General features: G+C 73.8%; 4 protein-coding genes. All 4 read right to left on the reverse strand.

The features are described from left to right. Positions 1–5: 5 nt before the first annotated feature. The gene (locus ACWCRB_RS19615) at positions 6–3,653 is read right to left on the reverse strand and encodes a hypothetical protein (RefSeq protein ID WP_450997250.1); all 3,648 of its coding nucleotides are present in this window, start codon (positions 3,651–3,653) and stop codon (positions 6–8) included. 395 nt (positions 3,654–4,048) lie between these two features. Then, the gene (locus ACWCRB_RS19620; protein ID WP_450997251.1) at positions 4,049–4,915 is read right to left on the reverse strand and encodes a type VII secretion system-associated protein; all 867 of its coding nucleotides are present in this window, start codon (positions 4,913–4,915) and stop codon (positions 4,049–4,051) included. Between the two features lie 38 nt (positions 4,916–4,953). After that, positions 4,954–5,658, reverse strand: coding sequence for a type VII secretion system-associated protein (locus ACWCRB_RS19625; protein WP_450997252.1), 705 nt, complete (start codon positions 5,656–5,658; stop codon positions 4,954–4,956). A gap of 62 nt (positions 5,659–5,720) precedes the next feature. Further along, positions 5,721–20,552 carry a lonely Cys domain-containing protein gene (locus ACWCRB_RS19630; RefSeq protein ID WP_450997253.1) on the reverse strand — a complete coding sequence of 4,944 codons (14,832 nt, stop codon included), beginning with the start codon at positions 20,550–20,552 and terminating at the stop codon, positions 5,721–5,723. Between the last annotated feature and the right edge of the window lie 102 nt (positions 20,553–20,654).

Raw genomic sequence — 20,654 nt, forward strand, 5'->3', positions numbered from 1 at the left:
GATCTTCAGTCGGCGTACGGCGCCGTACGGGGCGCCTGCGGGGCGGTGTGCGCCGGGCCGATCGGCCCGTGGCACAGGCCCGGCCAGGGGTAGGCACCGGGCACGGGGGACCGGCCGCGCAGCGTGTCGTCCAGCCGGACGAGCACGGCGCGGTCGGTGTCGTCGAGTTCGGGGTGCGGCGCGAGCGGGGTGCCAGGGGTGCCCGCGGGCAGCTCGCGGAGCATGATCAGTGGTGTCGGGCCGGACGGCCGTACGTCGAGCACGCGCAGCCGGGTGCCCGGCGCGAACAGCACCTGCTCGACGGCCGCCCCGTCGCTCGGGCGGTCGGTCAGCTGGCGGACCCGCCGCCCGGTCGCGGACCAGATGACGTACTGCGGTCCACCGGGACGCGGCCCCCCGGCCCCGACGGGCACGGCCCCCAGCGGGGCCGGGTCGCACAGCAGTGCGCCGACGGCCGAACTGTCGAGGGCCGCGCCCTCGGCGCCGCGTATGGCGACACCCCGGTAGGAGGGCATGCGGCGGAGGGCCGACGCGAGGCAGGCGACATAGGGCAGGAGGCGCTCGTCACCGCTGTCACCGGACCGCAGACCCCGGACGACCGCTTCGGGGGCGAGCGGGCCGTCCGGGGAGTTCAGGTAGATGTGCAGCGCGATCACATCGGCGAGGGCGGCCTCCTGCTCCTGCGCGCGCAGGGCGGGCATCCGGATGAGCGCCCGGGCCACGGCGGCCCCGTGCCGCTCCCACACGTCCTCAGCCAACTCCCGGAACGCCCGCCGCTCGTCCTCGGTGCTGACGTGGCCGGGGCGGAAGGGGACGGGGGGCCCTTCGGGCGTGGGGAGGTGGGGCGTGGGCGGTGACTCGGGTGTGGGGAGGTGGGGCGTGGGCGGCGACTCGGGCGTGGGTAGGTCGGGCGGGGGCGGCAACTCGGACTCGGTGAGCGGGCGTTGGGGCTCGGCAAAACTTCTCGGCTGCGGCTGCGGCTCGGGTTCGGGTTCCGGTTCGGGCTGCGGTCCGGGTTCGGGCTGCGGTTCGGGCTGCGGTCCGGGTTCGGGTTCGGACTGCGGTCCGGGCACGGGCTGAGGCGCGGGTTCCGGGGATGACGGGACGGGTGTATCCGGCGACTTCCCGGTCGTGGGCGGGTGCTGGGGCTCGGCACTCCTTCTCGGCTGGGGCTGCAGTTGTGGTTCGGGCTGGGGCTCGGGCTGGAGCTGCAGTTCGGGCTTGGGCTCGGGTTGCGGGGATGACGGGGCGGGTGTGTCCGGCGACTTCCCGGTCGTGGGCGGGTGCTGGGGCTCCGACGGCTCCCCGGGCGTCGGCGTGTGCGGCTGCGTGGACGCGGCGGGCCGGTGTCGGGCTTCCGGCGGGTTGCTCGGCTCCGACCGCACCGGGGAGGAGCTTGGCCCGACCGGCGGCTCCGGCGCCTCGGCGGGGGCCGGGGCGGGCGAGGGCCCCTGCGGCGGGCCTTCTCCCTGGCCCGCCCCTTCCCGAAATGACGTAACGCGGCTCCGCAGCCTCGAGCGCCGGGCCAACAGCCAGTCCGATGCGCCGGATTCGGAAGATTCGCCGGACTGCGGCTCGGCCGGTGTGACCCGGATGGGCGGGAGCTGAGCCTCCGGCGTGGTGGCGCGGGTGGGGGAGCCCGGCGCCGTCACAGGGGCGGTGGGGCCTGCAGGCTGGCCGAGGCCGCCCAACGGCCCGTCGGCTGAGCCGGGATCGGTGGGTGAGGTGCCGGCCGGGGCGGGTCGGAGCCCCGGCTCCGGCGCCGGCGCGGCCGAGGGGCTCGGTGTCGACGGGGGTGCCGGTGTGGCGGAGGGGTCCGGCGTCGACCGGGGTGCCGGGCGCTCCGGCGGTACGGGGGCGGCCGGCCGCATGGGAGCTTCGGCCTCGGCCGACGGCCCGTCCGCTGCGGCGAGTTCGGCGAGCACCTGACGCGCGGCGCCGGCGAGTGGGGGCTGGGCTGGTGCCGTCGCCCTCGGGGCGGCCGGAGTCGCGCCGGGCGGCGTTCCCTTGTCCGGTGCCGGGGTGCCGTGCCGCGGATCTGCCGGTGTCGCCGCCGGGCGGGGTGTGGGTCCGGTAGGTGCCGCTGCCGGGCCGGGCGTGGGTCCGGTCGGTGTCGCTGTCCCGTGCGGGTCCCCCATCGGTGCTGCCGGGCCGCCCTGCCGGGCGCCCGCCGGTGCTGCCGCGCCACTCCGATGAGCCGCCCCCGGCGGCACAGCCACCGGCACCGGCACCCCCGCCACCCTGCGTGCCGCCGGGCGGGGCGGGGCCGTGAAGCGGACGGCGCGGATGCCGTGCTCGGCGGCCATACGGCGGAGTTCGGCGCCCCCGTCGAGGCAGGTGCCCCGGGTGTAGAGCCGTACCCGGCGGCGGACATCGGGCCACAGCGAGGTCAGTACGCGGGACAGCACGGGCCAGAGCGAGGCGTCGAGTTCCTCCCTGGGGCGGCCGATCTCGATGGTCGGGCTCTCGGCGTCCACCGACCGGTGCACCGGCGGTGGCTCGCCCTCCGTCCCGGAGATGTACAGCCCCGCCCGGGTCACCGTCACCTGCCAGCGCTCCGAGAGCCGTACGACGCCCGTCTCCGCGCCCGTCGCCTCGCCGGTCACCGGCGACTCCCAGCGCAGCAGCCGGGGGGCGGGGAGGGTACCGTCGGCCGCCGGGGGCAGGCACATCACCGAGTCCACGAACGGCCGCCACTTCGGCTCCCCGTCGGCACCCACCAGCACCGACCGCACCGGTGTGGGCCCGTCGCCGGCCCCGGGGCCGAGCAACGGCAGCCCGGTGTACACCACCACGTCCGCGCCGAGCCGCTCGGCCACGGCCTGCCCGGTGCGCAGCACGTCCCGTGGGCCGCCCGGTGCCAGCCGTACGGTGGACCGTACCGCCGTGGGCAGTTCGCCGAGGAGATCGCTCACCTCCCGGCCGAGGATGTCCTCGTCCTCCGGCATGCCCAGCAGCACCAACGGCCCCCGGGGGTCCACCGGGACGGCGTAGCAGAGGTCGCCGGGGCGCGGGGCGCCGGCCTGCTCGGAGCGTGCCAGCACACCGGCCGGGATCGGGTCGACCAGATAGCCGCCGCCGGTGCGTGCGGGCAGCGCCTCCACGGCCGGCTGCCAGCCGGGCGCCGGCTGGCGGGCGCCGAGTCGGTCCGGCTCGGCGTCCGGCGCGAACCGCCACCAGTTGCCGTGCACGAAGAGCGTGCCGCCGGGTACCACGAACACCGGGCCGTCCGGCGCGATCACCGTCAGCTTCCAGCCGTCCGCGAGCCGGCGGCCCAGCGCCGGACGGTCCGAACTTCCGGCCCCCGTACCGGACATGACGAGCCGGACCGTCTCCACACGGTCGTCCCGCAGCGCCGCGAGAACAGTGCCCAGCCGGGCCCACAGCCCAGGGGCCCGCGTCGCGCCCGCCCCGGCGACGACGGTCACGGTGTGCTCGGTCTCACCGGCCAGCGCGCGCACCAGGTCGGCCAGGTCGGTGGGGTCCAGCGTGTCGTCGTCGGGGGTGCGGAGCAGCCGCAGGCCGTCGTACTCCTCCACCAGCAGCCCGTCCCCGGCCGCCCGTGTCGGCTCCGCCTCGGGTGCGTCGGGTGCCTCGGAGCGGCGCTCCCTGCCCTGCCCGAACCAGCGCGACCGGCGCCCGCTCCGCGTCACCGGCGCACGGCCCGGAACCGGGACAAGGGTGCGGTCTCACTCATGATGGCTCGTCACCTTGCGGGGTCGCGGGGGTGTTGTGAGGTACGGGAGCCTCGGCGTCGTCGCCGACGGACGTGGGCGGACTGAGGCGGACGGGCATGAACACCGGCAGCCTAGGGACGCCTGCGGCGGAACACCGGGGTGCCGCCGGGCGATTGCACCTTGGGCCAGCCAACTCTGCCCGCCTCGGCCGTGGCCACCGGTTGATCACGGATCAGGCGCCAAGGGCAGCTTCCGCCAAGAACGGCTTCCCGAGCCGCGCGCGCCCGGATGGCCTGCTGCCGAACGGCGAACCTCACGCGGTTCCCACCGCGCGGCTTGGGGCCCGCCCCACCCCCCTCCGACGGACGGCGTCAGTGCTCCACGCCCCGACCGTCCTCGGCGTGGACGCCGTTCACGGTTGCGGGGGCGGACTCGGCTGGAGGCCAGGCACCGTCCTCCTCGGTGTCGAAGCCGAGGCCGAGGCCGAGGCCGAGGCCGAGGTCGGCGACGGCCTCGCCGGCCGAGGGGGTCGTCCAGCTGGTGAAGGAGCCGCCTTCCGTCGGCACCCTCGGGGCGGCTGGGGCCGCAGCCTCTGTCTCGGCCTTCGTGACCGCCGCCCGGAGGGCGTCCGTGTCGACGACCATGCTCACCGTTGCCGACGGGTTGACGCACAGGCTGTGGTCGGTGGGCAGGCGGTCCAGCAGGTCGGGGGTCTTCATCAGCTCGAAGGACAGTTGGCCGTAGCGGTGCAGGAAGGTGGGGGAGCTGAACGCCAGGATGACGGCGGTGCCGTCGGGCTTCGCGGCGGAGACCGGGGTGCCGTCGAGGGTGACGAGGACGGCCAGCTCGGCGGTGGCCAGTTCGCGGGTGACGGTCTCGGCGGGGGCGTAGCCGGTCGTGGCCAGTTGGATGGCCGCGTCGATCACGTCCTCGGGCTCCGGCCAGCCGTGCGCGTCCGGGGACGGCTTGTAGGCCTCGTTGTCCTGCCACTCGATGATCTCGCCGTCCAGGTCGGTGCGCCACTGCCCGACCACCGCCCACTCCGGCGGCTGTCCCTCGCCACGCCAGGTCGGGTCGACGAAGTAGAGCCAGTGGTCGGGGAGCAGTTTTGCCGCCTTGACGAACTCCTCGGGCGGGGCGGGGTCGATGGCGGTGGTCGTGTCGGTGCCGGCGTGGATGCTGGTCGTGTCGGTGGTCGTTGTGTCAGTGGTGGTCGTGTCGGTGGTGGGCTCGCTCATGGGTCCTTGGGTCCTCGGGTCGTCGCTGGTCCGACTGGTCAACGGGATCGGGTCGTCGCGGCTGGTTCACTCCCGTCCGTCTCCTGCGCCGGAGCGCTCTCCGCCTCCGCCAGTGCCGCCGCCAGCCCGTCCATGGCGAGTACCATGCTCACCGCGGCCGAGCTGTTGAGGCACAGGCTGTGTCCCTCGGGAATCCGGCCGAGGACATCGGCGATCCGCACCAGCTCGAACCCCAGCGGCCCGGTCCGGTGGAGGTGTTGCGGCGAGGTGTAGACCGGGACCACCGCCGTGCCGTCGGGTGCCGAGGCGCGTACCGGCTCGCCGTCCGCCGTGACCAGCATCGACACCTCGGCCCCGGCCAGGGCGGCGGTGACGTCCGACGCCGGGCCGTAGCCGGTGGTGGCGAGCTGGATGGCACGGTCCACGTCGTCGGTGGGCTCGGGCCACCCCCGGGCTCCCGGCGACGGCCGGTAGGCCTCGTTGTCCTGCCACTCGACGATCTCGCCGTCGGCGTCGGAGCGCCACTGCCCGACTACCGCCCACTCGGGCGGCGGGGCCTCACCGCGCCAGGTGGGGTCGGTCAGGTAGAGCCAGTGGTTCGGCGCCGCCTTGGCGGCCCGGACGAAATCCTCCGGCGGTACGGGGTCGATCGCGGGGTCGATCGCGGGGTCGATCGCGGGGTCGGCCACGGTGCCGGCCACCGGGTCGACCGGGGTGGGGGCTGCGCCGCTGGACTCACTCATGTTGTCCTCGCTCGATGTGCTTGCTGTGCTTGTTGTGCTTCCGTCGGGAACACCACGGGACGTCATCCTCCGACCACGGCAGGCCCGGGCCACGGCCGCGGCACGTGGGGCGGGGCGTCCTCGGCGAACCGTGGCGCGCCGGGCAGCGCCTTCCGCCAGCCTCCGTCACGAGCGGATCCGGGGTGCGCGGTGAGCACCGTACGTCCGTTCCCGCCCTGCTCGGACAGGTGCGTCGGGACATCGGTCCACCACACGGGACGGCCCAGGTGCAGCGCCAGCCACTCCGCCAGCTCACCCATGCCGGGCCCCCGCCCGTAGATGGCGAGGGGAACGTCCGGGTCGAGGCGCATCAGGGCGCGGTCGTTCCTCATCACCTCCAGGTACTCGCGGCCCGGGATGCTCAGCGTCCCGCCTTCGAAGGTCACTTCGACACGGTTCGGGTCGTCCTCGTCCACCTCGACGCCCACCGGATACGGGATCCAGGCATCCCGATGCCACGGCGCGTCCACCAGGCCGGCGGACGTGTGGATCTGAGCCATGTTCACCGGCTTCCGCTCCGCACCCGTGAAGTCACGGCCGAGCCCTGTGTTCGTGGCCAGTTCCGTGGTGACGGCGGTGGACTCGAGGATCCCGTTCCGCTCCAGGTGGTAGGCGGCCGCCGCGTCCGGCTCGGAGGCGTCCCGCCCCGCCGCGAACGCGTGGGTGAGCAGCAGCCGCAGGTTGTCGAGTTCCCACTGGTCGATGTGGGCGTTCGGGCCCAGATGGAGCACCTGTACGGCGAGTTCGTTCGTGTCCACACCGGGCTCGTCCAGCACCTCCCCGGCCTTGACCCGCGCCCAGAACATCCGCGACCGCTCCGCCTCCTGCACCGCATCCTGGCCGGAGAGCCCCAGGGCGTGGACGGTCTCGCCCACCATGCCGGGCGAATCCAGCCACTCGGCAGCCTCCAGCACCGCGTCGGGCAGCGTCACGAACTCGGACTCGCTCATCCGGGCGGCGGGTAGTCCGGCCGCGCGCCATGCGGCCCGCTCCGCCGCCGCGGCGGCCAGCACCTGTACGGCGACCTCCTGGTCCAACCCGAACCCACCGGCTTCCGGACGCGCCGCCACCACCCGTTCCAGCAGGTCCAGCGTCAGCGGCCCCGCCTGCGCGAACGCCGGGTCGGCCCGCCACATCTCCTCCACCGCCGCCATCCCGGACAGCAGGTCCCCGAAGTCGGCACGGTCCTGCACCCGGACGCCGAACACCGACTTCAGCGCCCGCACCAGACGCAGCGTCCGCGCCCGCACCCGCGCCCGCTCCTCCTCCGTCAACGGGCCGTGTTCCTCGTGTTCCTCGTGCAGCTCGGCCAGCCGTGCCCGCGCGTCCAGTTCGGCGTCCAGTGGCTCCGGCCGGAACAGCACCCACACCCGGTACCGCCCACTGGCATCGGTGTCCAGGTACCGCACGTACCTGCCGTCGCGCTCGTCCATCCGCTGCGGGCCCTCGGAAGCACGCACCCAGCGCTTCGCCTCGTTCGCGATGTCCTGCCCCACCGCGACCTCAGCCAGCGGATCGGGCACGAACACGCCGGTCAGGGCCAGGCTTGCGGTGTCGGGGTCCGGCAGGGCGCGGTTCCTGGGGGTCCCGGACCAGCAGATGCCGAGGTCGATCCAGTGGTTCTTGGACAGATGGGACGTCTTCCAGGCCACCCACCGGGCCACCTCCCTCCTGGGGACGCTGAGTACGCGGAGGTCGCCGGTGGCCCTGTCCCGTACCACCAGGTCGACGTAGTCCGGTCCGCCGTGCGCGGTCAGGTGGTGCGCCGTCTCCTCGGAGAGCGGTTGGTCCTCAGGACCCGGACGCGGCAGCGGGTGCTCCGGGGACACCTTGTCCAGGGCGCTGTTGTAGTGGAAGAACGTCGTCGCCCGGCCGGCATGTTCCTTCTCGTAGTGCTTCTCGTACTCGGCGGGCGGGTACGAGGCGTCGCCGATCAGCCTGTCCGTCGACTCGTCGACGACGGGGAAGGACACCACATCGGCCCACCAGCCGGGCATGCTGTCGTCGAGAACGGGCCCCTGGCCCGGCCGGATCGGGGCCCAGGCGCCCTTGGGGACTCCCGGCCGTCCGGTGACCGTGTCGATGCCGGCCGTCGTGTTCGGCCCGCCGGTCCCGCCGTTCCCGCCGGGCCGCCGGGTGATCCGTACCTCGCCGCTGTGCACCTGCAACTCCAGACCGGAACGGTCCGCGAGCCGCTGGAGCAGCTCGCGGTGGCGGCCCAGGAAGGGGATGGCCAGCACGACCTTGGTGCCCGCCTTCGGACGCGCCCGCGCCAGGTCCGCCGCCACCAGCTCGATGAACTCCTCCAGTTCCACGTCCTCCGTCGTACCGTCCGGCAGCCGCACCACCACCCTGCCGTTGCGCTCGTCGCCCCCGACGACGTACAGATCCTTGTCCTTCGGCCATGGCGTCGCCCGCCGGGGACCGGCGAGGACGGCCAGCGAGCCGTCCGCAGTCGGTACGAGGACATCGCTTCCGGCGGTGTCCAGTTCCAGGGCCCCGATGGCCTCCATGACGTCCGGACCCAGCCAGTTGAGACCGTCGATCCGGCGTCCCCCCACCGTGAACCAGGTGCGCCGGGCCCGCCCGGTCGCCCCCAGCCCTTCGAGGCGGTACGCCCCCAGCTCCGCCAGGCTTCCCGCCCGTCCGGCCTGCTCGGCCGCCTGCACCAGCTCGAACAGCCGTGTGCGTGCGGCTTCGTCCACCCGCGCGCCGGCCGGCAGACCCAGGACGTGGCGGGCCACCACGTCCACCCGGAGCGGACCGCTCCGGAACCGCCGGTCGCGACCGCGCAGCACGTCCAGCGTCTGGAGCGCCGCCGCGTCCCCGGGCAGGGTGACCGCCACCGTCGCCCACCGCGCCAGGTCCGCCTGCGGCACGCCGGCGAGTCGGGCCGCCGCCTCGGACGGCCATCCGGAGGGCTGCTGGGTGATCGTGAAGTCCTCTACGCCCAGGCGCCGTTCACCTGCGGGCAGGTCCTGCTGAAGCGTGTCCAGCTCCTGGCCCAGGAGGCCGGTGAACTCCTGGTACGCGTTCCGCGCACGCTTGGCGCCCTCGGCGTCGGTGCCGTACCCGGCGATGTGGGCCGTCGGGAGCGCGACGTTTGCCCGCCGGTTCCGCAGACCGGCCAGCGCCACTTCGTGCGCCAGTTCCCGTACGGTCTGCCGCGGCTCCCCGAGCAGATGCTCCGTGCCCTGGGCCCAGAACACCACGGGGGTCAGCGCCGGCAGCGCCCGCAGCGGCCTGTCCCCGGGCGGCTCGGCCGGTGGCGGCTCGACCGGCTCCACGGGCGCGATGAAGATCCGTGGAGCGGCCCCCTCCAGGCCGGGCATCTCCAGCCCGGGCATCCCCTGCCCCGACGACGCCCGGGGCGCCGGCCGTCCCGACGACGGCCCCGCCACCGGCCCCTGCGGACGGCGAGGTCCACCCGGGATCCCAAGCCGGGAGGCGATCGCCCCGCGCCTGTCCTTCTGGGCGAGCCCGTTGAGCTCCAACTTGCGGTACACCTCGGCGATGTGCCGCTTCACGCTACTGGGCCCGAGGTTCATTCTGGCGCCGATCGCCCGGTTGGTGAGCCCCTCGGCGGCGAGTTCGGCGACCATCCTTTCTGACTGCGAGAGCCCGTACTCGTCGCTGTGCGCGAGCCCCCGCCCGGGTCCCGACGACGCCTCCGCCACCGTCCCCTCCGGGACGGACCGCGGCTCCGTCGGAACCGCCTCCTGCCAGCCCTCCGCGGCGACCGCCGCATCCCGCACCAGCCCGAACAGCTCCGTCCGCGCGGCCTCGCCCACCGGCGTGCCCTCCGGCAGCCGCAGAAAACGACGGGCCACCGCGTCCAGGTCGAACGGACCGACACGCAGCTCCTCGTCACTCCCGCGCAGCGCGTCCAGCCTCGCCACCGCCGCCGCATCCGGGAAGAGGGCGAACCCGACTGTCGCCCCCAGCATCAACTTCTCACGCGGCACACCGGTGAGCGCAACCACATCATCGGAGGGCAGGACACCACCCGACTTCGGGAGGATCGTGAAGTCGCTCGTGTGCAGCCGGTCCGCATCCTCGGGAAGACCTTGCTGAAGAGTGTTCAGCGCATTGCCCAGAAGGCCCTTGAACCGCTCGGACACGTGCCCCGCACGCGTCATACCACCATCACCATGACTCCCTATGCCGCCGTACCCGGTGATGTGGATCGTCGGCAGCGCGACACCCGCCCCCCGGTTCCGCAGACCGGCCAACGCCGCCTCGAACGCCAACCCCTCAAGGGTGCTGATCCCCTCCCAGGCCGGTCGCTCCCCGCGATAGCCGAACGCCACGGAGGTCAGCCCCGACAGCGCCGGAAGCGGCACAGCGCGTCGCGGATGAACCGGATCCGCCGCCGCGTCCGGGGGGAAGGAGGCCTCGACCGTCGCCCACTGCGTCAACTCGCCGAACGGCACATTGGCGAGCTCATCCACATCACCGGAGGGTCGTCCGTCAACCGGCTGCTCGCGTATCGTGAAGTTCCACGTGTGCAGCCGGTCCGCATCCTCGGGAAGACCCTGCTGAAGAGTGTGCAGCGCCTCGTCCAGACAGCCGGTGAACATCTGGGACATGCGCTCCGCACGCAACGCAGCGGAACGGTCGTCGCCGTACGCGGTGATACGAACCTCCGGCGGTTGACCCCGCAAGCCGGCCAACGCCACTTCGAGCGCAAACCTCATGACGTCAGGCTGCGCCTTCTGCAATGGCTCCTTTTTGCCAGTCAGCGTGAACTGCACCGCGATCAGCCGCCGGGCCGGAAGCGGCCCGGCCGTTGGCGGACCGACCGGCGCGGTGAACACCTGACCTGCGGCAGCGTCCCCCGCAGCAGACTCCCCCGGACCGGGCATCGATGGCCCCTGCGGCACCTGCGCCACCGGTTGTACGGCCCCCCCGGCGGCGGGTACGGAATCGGGGCGACCGCTCACCGACCACTCGTCGTCCGCGCCGAGAGCCCCGAACGCGTCCAGGTCCGCGCCCAGGTCCAGGTCAGGCAGGTCCAGGTCCGCGTCCAGGTCCATGTCCGCGCCGCCCACCTCATCGGGACCGGACAGCGGCAGGGCGCCGACGGCCTGGGCCTGCGCACCGCCCCCAGGAAGCCGTTCGGCAGCCGCTGCCGAGGCTGCCTCCAAGGCCGCCAGACTTTCCACAGGCCCGGCGGCCTCGGTATCCCCTACCAGTTCCAGCAGCTTCCTCCGCGCGGCCTCGTCCACCGGCGTGCCCTCCGGCAGCCGCAGAACACGACGGGCCACCGCGTCCAGGTCGAACGGACCGTCACGCAGCTCCCGGACACTCCCGCGCAGCACATCCAGCTTCGCTACCGCCGCCGCGTCCGGGGAGAGGGTGAACCCGACCGTCGCCTGGTCTATCAACTTCTCAAGCGGTACGCCGGCGAGCGCAACGGCATCATTGGAGGGCCACTCCCCCCCCGGCCACTCGGAGATCGTGAATTGATCCGGGCGCAGCGGTGGCGCATCGTCGGCAAGACCCTGCTGAAGAGTGTTCAGCGCATCGCCCAGAAGGCGCTTGAACACCTCGGACGCGCGCTCCGCACGCGTCATTCCACCATCACCATGCAGCCTTGTGCTGCCGTACCCGGTGATGTGGGTCGTTGGCAGCGCGACATTCGCCTTCCGGTTCCGCAGACCGACCAACGCCAGTTCGAACGCCAACTCCTTGAGGGTGCTGTCCCCCTGCAGGGGCAGTCCCCGGGTGCGGGTCAACGCCACAGGGGTCAGCGCCGGCAGCGCCCGAAGCGGCACAGCCCTTCGCGGAACCGGATGCGGCGCCGCATCCGCGGAGAAGGTGACCTCGACCGCCGCCCGCGGCTCCGACTCCTCGGGCGGCACGAGTCCGGCCACCTCAGGGGAGGGGCGCGTGCCACCCGGAGACGGGTCGATCGTGAATTGATCCGGGCGCAGCGGTGGCGCATCGTCGGCAAGACCCTGCTGAAGAGTGTTCAGCGCACCGCCCAGAAAGCCCCTGAACAAATCGGTCACGCGCCTCGTACGCGACCCGTTGTATCCGTTGGTGCCGTACCCGCGGACAAGAGTCTTCGGCAGCGCACCCCGCAAACCGGCCGACGCCACCTCGAACGCCAAGGCCTCGAGGTCGTTCTTCGCCCTCAGCAACGGCTCCTTTCTGTTGTGCCGCAAGAACTGCACCGCGATCAGCCGCCGCACCGGAAGCGGGTCGTCCGGTGGCGGGCCGGCCGGCGTGCCACCGGGAGTCCCGAACGCGTCCGGGCTCAGGTCCGGGGCCGGGGGGGCCATGTCCGGGTCGGGGTCCGGGTCCAGGTCCGCCGGATCCGGGTCCAGGTCCATGTCCAGGTCCGGGTCCATGTACGGGGCCGGGGGGGCTATGTCCGGGTCCGAGTCCGAGTCCAGGTCCGCCGGGTCCAGGTCCAGGTCCGCCAGCTCCGGGGCCAGCTCCAGACGCACCCTCATGTCCAGGCCCTGGTCCTCCTCCGCGTCCCGACGCAGGGCGGAGTCCAGCTCCAGGTCCAGACCCAGGCCCAGGACCGCGTACTCGCCGACGAGCCCGGTCGCCTCCGGGGCCGGTACAACAGGCACGTCGGCCCCGGTGGCGGGCACGTTCCAGCGCTCCCGCAGGCCCAGCCCGAGCCGTAGTCCGTCGGCCAGACCCGTCGCCGACCGCAGCACGGTCTCCGATTCCGGTCCGCCCGCCAGCAGGAGACCGGCGACCTCGCGCACCGCGTCACGGAAGTCGCTCCCGGCGTACCGGGAGTCGGCCAGCACCGCGTGCGGCTCCCGTGGCAGCACCAGGAAAACGGCGGTGGCCCAGGCCCGGGTGACGTCCGCCTCCACGGCACCGGCGGGTGCCGAGCCCCGGAAGGCGTCGTACGCCGACGCCCACAGCCGCCGGGCCGCGTTGGCCGCCGCGCTGTCCAGCGTCTCCGTCCAGGCGTCGGACCGCGCCATCCGTACCCGGGCCAGGTCCAGCGGCGACAGTGCCGCCTCCGACAGCCGGCCGCCGAGCATCGTCAGCTCGACCTGCTGTTCGTCGGACGGAGTGAAGTCGCGAACCACCTTGTCCAGCTGGTCCAGGCGGACGGTCGCGCCCGCTTCCGGTCGAGGCGGAACGGTCGGCAGGTCCTCGTCCAGTTGGTCCAGGCGGACGGTCGCGCCCGCTTCCGGTCGAGGCGGATCGGTCGGCAGGTCCTCCTTGGTCAACTCCCGGGCGATCCACAGACGCTGGTCGGCATCCCGCTGTACGACCGGCGCCCCGGCGGCCTCGGCGGCCTCGTCGACACCCCGCGCCACGGCGAGGGCGTCCAGCGGGACGCCCAGGGCCCACAGCCGCTCCTCGGCGTCCTCCAGCTCCTTGCGCGCCCGCTCGACCCCGCCCCAGGAGTCCTCCATCAGCGTGTCGTCGCCGCCGGTCCGTTTCAGGGCCGCGGCGGCGAGCATGGTCCGGGCCTGCGTGTGCTCGTCCCAGGCGGTGGCGAGGTCGGGGGCGGCGGCGCGGGCATCAGCGTGGGCATCGGCTGGGTCGGCGCCGGCGGAGTCGCCGGTGTCCGCGCCACCGGGCGCGGACAGCTCGGGATACGCGGGTACGGGCGGCGCCTGGAACGCCGGCGCGGCGGCGTCGTCCGCCGCCAGGACCATCGGCGAACCCACCGGCTCGTCGGCGGCCGGCGCCTGACCCGCCCCCACGGGCGCCGGAGCCGAATCCCACGCCCGCACGGCGACATACCGGGGCGTCAGATCGAAGGGGCCCGGCAGCTCCAGGGGCGTCCCGACCTCGCGCGCGGCCGCCACCAGAACCTCCGGCAGCGCATCCCACAGCGACGCCGGCCTGGCCTGCCCGAGCTGATCGAAGTGCGTGTCGATCAGGGCCTGCAGACGATCCCAGGTCAGCGGCGGCGCATCAGGCTGGAGGGCCTTCCGCCGCTGGTCCAGCGCCTGGAAGCCCCGCAGCAGGGCCTCGAACGCCGGCTTGTCGTCCTCCAGCATCGGCCCGTACACCAGCCGGACCGCCCACCACCACCGCTTGACGGCCTCCGCCTGTTTCCGATCACCCGTCAGCCGCTCGGCCCACTCGGCCAACTGCGCCGACGTCGGCAGCGGACGGGCTCCGGCCAGCGAGTCGAAGTCCGTCAGCTCAAGGGAGGTCGTCCGCACCGGCCGCTGCTCACCGATGTCGTCCATCACCTCCTCGACACGCGAGTCGAACTCGATCTCCATGCCCGTGGCGGACGCCCACGACCACCGGTCCCACCCCTCGGCCAGCACCCAGGCGGCGATCGGCCACTCCAGCGGATCGCGGCCGTACGCGTGCGGGCCCGCCACGTCCGCGCCCAGCACCACCACGTGCGTGTCGCGCGGCGCCGCCGTCAGCGCCGGAACCTGTGCGAAGAGGTACTCCACCACCCCCTCGTAGCGGAACGCCACACTCGGACCGTTCCGGTCCTGGGGCAGCAGCTCCGCCGAGGTCCCGTCCCCGTCCAGAGCCACCAGGAACACCCGGTCGAACGGCGCCTTCCGGTAGATCTCCACCGCCGACATCTCCGCGCCGTCGGGCGACGGCTCCCACTGCACCTCCCTGAGGTGCGTCACTCCCGGCAGCAGGCCGTAGGACTCCGACGACCCCAGCCACTCCCCGTCGCGCCGCGACGACACCCCCACCGGCTCGTCCGCCGGATTCCGGTGTGTGACGTGCCGCAACCGGTCCACCGGGACCATGGACTCGTCCAGAGCCGCGATCTCGGGCTTCCACGCGATCACGTCCTGCGCCGGCACCGGCGCCGTATGCAGTTCCCGCAGCGCCTGCCGCGCGTTCACGACGGCCGTCTCGAAGCTCCTGAGGACGGCGCCGTCCGGCACGGTCCCGCTCGCCAGCAGCTCGGACGCCCGCCGCACCAGCTCCTCCAGCCGCGGGTACGCCGGATCGGGGTCGGATCGCCGGGTGTGCCCCAGGGCATGACGGCCCAGCGTCCGGGCCAGTGTCACCTGGTCCACCAGGCTCAGCAGCCGCACCGGTGGGGCATCCGTCCGCGGCACGTCGGCGACGGCCATCCGCAGGAGACCGGCGAACCCCCGGACCACCGGATCGCCCAGGATCCGTTCCACCGACCGGTGCAGCACCTCGGGCGACAGCGGAACCCTGGTCGCCACCGCCTGCTCGTAGAGCCCCGCACCGAAGTCCGCCAGCTCCTGGCCGGACTGCCCGATCCGCTGCTCGCTCATCCGCGTGCCGCCGTGCGTGTTCGCCGGCAGCTCGTCCACGATCAGCGGGACCGCCAGCCGGCCGCCGCCGGTGTCCAGGCCCGGGAGCTCCGGGATGCCGAGCGACTCGTACGGGCCGACCCTGCCTCCCTCGGACGTACGCCCCGTCAGCCCGGCGGTCAGCTGGTCGCGCGGCGACGGCACGTCGCCGACCGTGTCGTCGACGAACCGGTACGAGACGGCCTCGCCCGGCCGGTGGAGCTGGGACAGACGCCGGATCACGTTCGTCAGCACCTCGTCGGCGATGACGGTGAGCGTGTCGTGGTTCGCGCCGAGGAAGGCCCGCGAGCTGTGCTTGCCGGGCCGCAGGGCCCGCCTGACGGCGTCGAGGGCGGCCCGGGGTGCCGCGGGCAGCATGTTCCTGAGCGGGAGCCAGTTCTCGGGCGCCAGCGAGAGCGCGGCGTTGACCGGCCTGACGCCGACCTGGTTGAACACCGTCCAGGCGTATCCCCAGAGCTCGTCCACATCGGGGACGGCCGACAGGAACACGACGAGTTCCGACGGCACTTCACCGCGATCGGGGTCCATGCCGCCCACGAACTCGCTGACGGCCCGCTCCCCGAACTCCCTCCCCGCCATGAACAGGGGAAGCAGGTCCGTGTGCGGCGACTGGTCGACGGCCTGGCTCAGGACCAGCGTGCGGCCCACCGCGGGGGTCCCCGACGACAGCCGCGTGGCGGAGCGCTCGTCGTAGTCCAGGGCGGGGGGATGGACGGTGGCTGCCTTGCCGACCTCGGTGATCTCCCAGTCCGGAAGACCTCCCAGCAGCTCCTCCAGCGAGGTGGCCCCCTGCCTGGTCGTGAGCGCCAGCCGGTCACTGACCTGCAGCCGCCGGTCCTCCGCCTCCTCCAGGGACTGCCACGGTTCGCCCGGGATGGCGGCCGCCGGATCGACGACGACCTCCGGGACGTGGGAGCTCGTCTCCGTGAACCCCCGCTCCGCGGGGAACGGCGTCGCGATGTCGACGGGCTGTTGGGTGGCGGGGTCGAAGTAGAACGTCGACTCGCTGAGGACGACCTTGATCCCGGGCCCTCTCGCCAGCACCGCGTTCCGCAGATCGGGCTGCCCGCCCGGCGGGATGCCGAGGCTCCCGAGCAGCTCGTCGGAGAGGTTGATCTGCGTCGGATGGCGGTACTTGACCCCGGCGCCGACGCCCGCGTACTCGTCGCGCACCGCCCTGTCCAGCAGCGCGTGCTGCACCGAGGACGACTCCGCGAACGGCGGCAGCGCGTCCGTCACCACCTGCCCGGACGGGTCGATCACCATCGCCCGCACGTCGAACAGGGTCATCTCCGGCGGCTCCGACAACACCCGGTGCCCCGCGTCCCGCGACACGTCCACCCACACGACGCCGTCCGGCAGGTGGTACGCCGCGAACGCGTGCCCGAGCCCGTCCTCCGGCCGTTGCCCCGGCTCCGACGACACCGACCCGGGCCGCCGCGCCAGCACCAGCGCCACCGACCCCGGCCCCGCACGCTTCACGTCCCGCAGCGCGTCCGCCACCGCGTCCCACGACCCCACCCGGTCCCACCCCGGGCCCATCACCAGGCCGGCCGCCGCGCCGCGCCGGTCCAGCTCCGAGTCGTCCACCGAGCGGCGGCCCGCCAGGGTGGCGGGCCGCACGGCCCAGCGATCCCACACGCCGTGCAGCAACGCGTCCCGGAACCCCTCCAGCAGCTGCAGGCACCGCCACACCGGCGCACCCTTCGCCTGTGCCTCCAGCGCGGTCACCGCCACGCCGTCGACCACCTCGTTCAGCTTCTTGGGGTCCAGCACCCGGGGAGGGGACACCGGCCAGGTGGTGGTCGTGCCCTCGGCAGCCCGGTCCGTGGTGGGATCTGCGGCAGAGTCGGGCGGAACCGGGCTGTCCGCGTCCCCCCGCCGCGCCTGCCGCGCCCTGGCCCCCCTCCGCAGTACGGCTTGCAGCGCGTCGTCGGACGGCTCGGGGCCCGGGCCCAGCGGCGCCGCGGTCGGGATCGCCGGGGCTCCACCAGGCGGGCCGCTGGTGGCAGGCGGCCAGGGCTCCAGGTCCTGGGGCTGCGCGACGACGACCGCCGCGGTGCTCTGTCCGACCGGCACCATATACATGCCCGACCTGCCCGCCACCAGCGTGTACGGCGCAGTCCCGGGATCCAGGTCACCCAAGACGTCCTGGAGCGTGTCCAGGTTGGCGACCCGGCCGATCCAACCGCTGTCCCCGCGCAGCAACGCCCCCGACGGCATATGGAGGAAGTCGTCACCGAACCGCGTCCACCCCTCCGGCGACAACACCTCACCGCCGGGAAGCCCGATCCGGCCCGTATCGCTCACCTCGTAACTGATCGACGAGCGATACGGAGACGAGCGCACGAAGGTGAACCACTGCTCCACGGCCTTGCCCGCACCCGAGGGCACCTCCGGCACGGGAACCTCGGCAAGACCGCCATACCGGGGCTCACCAACCGTCACCGCACGACCGATCGGCCACTGCGCCGCCACCGGATCCACACCCGTGTCCGGCGACCCACCCCGCAGACCACCGCCCTGCGCGCGCAGATCCTCGTACGCTCTCGAAGCGAACTCCGCATCGGCATGGTCATCCCGCGCGGCCGCTACCGCACCCTCGGACAAGAGCAGCCGGGCCCCGACACGGCCCGGCCCCGGCCACGACGACCGCCCGGGAGTGGAGTCCGAGGTGTCCACGGCCTTCCCGGCGTTCGCCGTGGTGGACAGGCCCGGGTCCGTGGCCTGCTGGTCGTCCTCGACGACGGACCGCACGTCCGAGGGCGAGGTGGTCGTTCGCGGCGGCGCTGGAGGCTCGGGGTCCTCATCTGTCGGCCGATAGTGCGGGTTGGGGATCCAACGGCCGAGTGTGTTCTCCTCGGCACCCTGCCCGGCCACGACCTCCCAGGCGCCCTTGATGTACCTGGATGCCACACCGCCCGCGAAGGCCACCTCGTCCTCTTCCGCGGTGCTGTACGGGATGTCGTGCGCGCCGAGGGTCTCGGCGACGTCGATGCCGCCTGCGGCATCCAGTTCATAGACGTACCCGTCGGCCGCCCAACCTGCCACCCACTCACGCGAGGCACCCGCGCCCACGAACCCGTAGTCGGCGCCCTCTCCCAGCCCGAGCCGGGCGTAGGCGTCGAGGTCCAGATTCGTCCCGCGCGGCAGGAAGCCTTCGGAGAAGATCACGTCGGGGTGGCGCGTGTCCGCCCGGTACAGCTGACGCCCCCCGAACCACACCGGTGGCGGAATGATGGAGGAGGCAGCCGTCAAAACCGCAGCCGACGGAACCAGGCCCTCGTCGATCGTGGAGGAGGCACCGAGGTCAGCCTCGGACTCCTCGTCTCTCACGTCGTCCAACGCGTCCCAGTCGAAAGTCGGGTCAATCCGCAGCGCCCTGTCGACGGGCTCACCGGTCATGCCTGCGGTGTTCCTCACCAGGGCGGGCTCCGGGTCCAGGACGGGGACGGGCTCCGGGGCCAGGACAGGCTCCGTGAAGTCCTCGTCGGACGGGTCGGTGTCGGGCACGTCCCCGTCGGACACCCTCACGTCGTGTGCCGGGTCCTCGTCCGGTGCTGGGGGACCGTCCGGCGGCGGCGTCGGCAGGACCGCCGGGGGCGGGGGCGGGGTGGTGCGGTGGTCGTACGGGCCCTTGGGGTTGCGGGTGCCCTCGGGCAGCGCGGCGAGGTATTCGTCGCCGCGCTCGTACACCGTCACGGCGTTCTCCGTGTCGGCACCCGCACCGCGCGCCCTACCGAACGTGTCGATCGTGCCGTTCTCGTGCACCAGGGTCAGATGGAGCCCGGCGTCCTGAGCGAGGCGTTCCGCCGCGAGCAGGGCGGTGGGCGCGTCCCACCGCCGGGCCGCGAGCAACTGGGCCCGGATGAGGGCTGCCTGGTGCGCCCAGGTCAGCGGCAGCGGCAGGGGCAGGGGCAGGGGCAGGGGCAGTCGGCCGCCGCTGCGCTCGAACATCCGTTGCTGGCCGGCGGTCAGCTCGACGCCGGCCCCCGTCAGCTCCTCGGCGGTGAAGGTGGCCCGGGGGTCCAGCCGCGCCGTGTCGGGCAGCGGCTGGTCGGTCGGCCGGGACAGGTCGTCGGACTGGTACTCACCGTTGTTTCCGGGCGTCCGCAGCCCGGCCCGGTTCATGGCGAGGGCCACGGCGGCGTAGAAGCGGTTTCCGTCGCCGGGGGGCAGGTCGAGCCGGTAGGTGTGGCCGTCGGGGTCGGTGAGCCGGGCCGGGTCGGAGGCGGCGTCGAAGACGGGTGCGGGTGCGGTGGTGTCGGGTGCGGTGGTGCTGGGTGCGGTGTCGGCGGTGTCGGTCGACTCGGGCCGCAGCCAGGGCCGTCGGGTGTGGGCCGGCAGGGGCCCCCGTTCGGCCGGTTCGGCGGGCGGGGTCGGCGGGGCCGGTGTGACGGGTGTGCCTTCGGGCTCCGGGACGGGGTGTACGGCCTGGTAGTGGCGGTCGGCCAGATGGAGGAGGACCCGGGGGGCGGCGTCGAGGGGCTGGTCCGGGTCGGGGCCGTGGTCGTGGTGGAGGCCGTCCTCCGTCACGATCCGGATGCCGGGGTTCCCGTCGTGTACGAGGAGTCGGGCCGCCAGCGTCGGCCACAGGTCCGCCGTGCCGTGGTCCCAGCCCAGGTCGCGTTCGGCGTCGGCCGGGCGGCGGAGCTGGGCGACGGCCAGCGCCCGGCGCAGCGCGGGGCTCAGCGGGAGGTGCGTACGGTCGGGGGTGCCGCCGGCCGATTCCGGGATGACGCCCAGGGCATCGAACTCGCGGCGCTGCGGGGTGTCGGTGCCCAGGTCGAGCCCTGCGGCGGTGAGTTCGTCGGCGGTGAAGGTGTCGGGCCGGTCCGGGGCGACGCGTTCGAGGAGCGGGAAGTCGTCGGGGAGCTCGGCTAGTTCGGTGGCGACGGCCAGGCGCAGCTCCTCGGCGGTCTCCCCGTAACCACGGGCCTCGGCCAGGGCGTGGAAGAAGGCGTTGCCGTCCCGGGGGACGTCGATGAGGCGGTGGGTCCGGCCGTCCGGGCAGGTCAGGGCGAGGGGGCCGGTGGGAGGGGTGGTGGTGGTCGTGCCGTCGGGGGCCGGGTCGGGGTCGGGGGCGACGTCGATGGTGACACGGCGGTAGACCGGTTCCCGGGGGGTCTCGGTGACGGTGTCGGGATCGGGGGTCGGTGCGACGGGCGGGGTGACGGTGGGTTCGGGCAGGCCTGCCCGGGTTACGGCGGGGGTGGGGGTGTCCGTTCCCGTGCCGGTGTCCGTGCCGGTCACGGCGGGGGTCGTGAGGCTGCCTGTGCCGGTCGTGGTGCCCGTACCCGTGTCTGTGCCCATGCCGGTCGTGGCGGGGGCGGTGGTGACGGTGCCGGTATCAGTGCCCGTGCCGGTTGTGGTGCCCGTACCGGTCGTGTCCGTGCCCGTCCCCGCGTCGGCCGGGAGCTGGTGCCAGCGGGTCAGCCGGTCCGTCTCCCCCCGCACCCGGTGGAACTCGTCGGCCGCCGACTCGGCCTTCACACGCTGGGCCTCGGTCTGCTGGAGCTGGTCGGCCAGGGCCACCCGGGCCGTGAGCAGCGTCCGGGTCGCCGCGCCGGCCGACTCCACTGCCGTGCGCAACCGTTGGTCGGCGGCCGACCGCTGTTCCGCGCGCGCCTGGTCACCAACTACCTGCCGAGCATGCGCTCGACGCCCGACCCCGACGATGGTTCGGCGCCCCCG

Source organism: Streptomyces sp. NPDC002156, from assembly GCF_053593675.1.